Annotated in this window: 1 protein-coding gene; it reads left to right on the top strand. The window is 58.5% G+C overall.

Annotation, left to right across the window (positions count from 1 at the left end; all coding sequences use genetic code 11):
* On the top strand, nt 1–225 hold a 225-nt coding region (locus AC1RPV_RS07840; protein WP_481764209.1), incomplete at its 5' end, for a hypothetical protein.
* Nucleotides 226–277: the final 52 nt, after the last annotated feature.

Genomic DNA, 277 nt, shown 5'->3' with positions numbered 1-277 from the left:
ATGGCACTCTATAACGGCGTTAATCGGCTCACCATTCACGCATCGCGGTTTGCTGGGATCGGGTACACGAATTCGAATCCGGCGGGCGTCCATTGCTGGCGGTTTGTTGACATGCACGACGGCGAAGACCGCGCGGCATGCGTCGGACCGCAATACCGGACACGCGCTGAATTGCTGGCGGATGCCGCGCGCTACGCTCGCGACGCATGGGGTTATCTCGTCTAAAGGGGTGCATGATGCGCACATTCGATAATGGCTGTTTCTACACGGTCCAATG

The sequence above is a fragment of the Dellaglioa sp. CoH-55-MRSF-9 genome, assembly GCF_056782155.1.
Note: the sequence above shows the minus strand (reverse complement) of the source record. Positions and strands in the feature narration are given on the sequence as shown.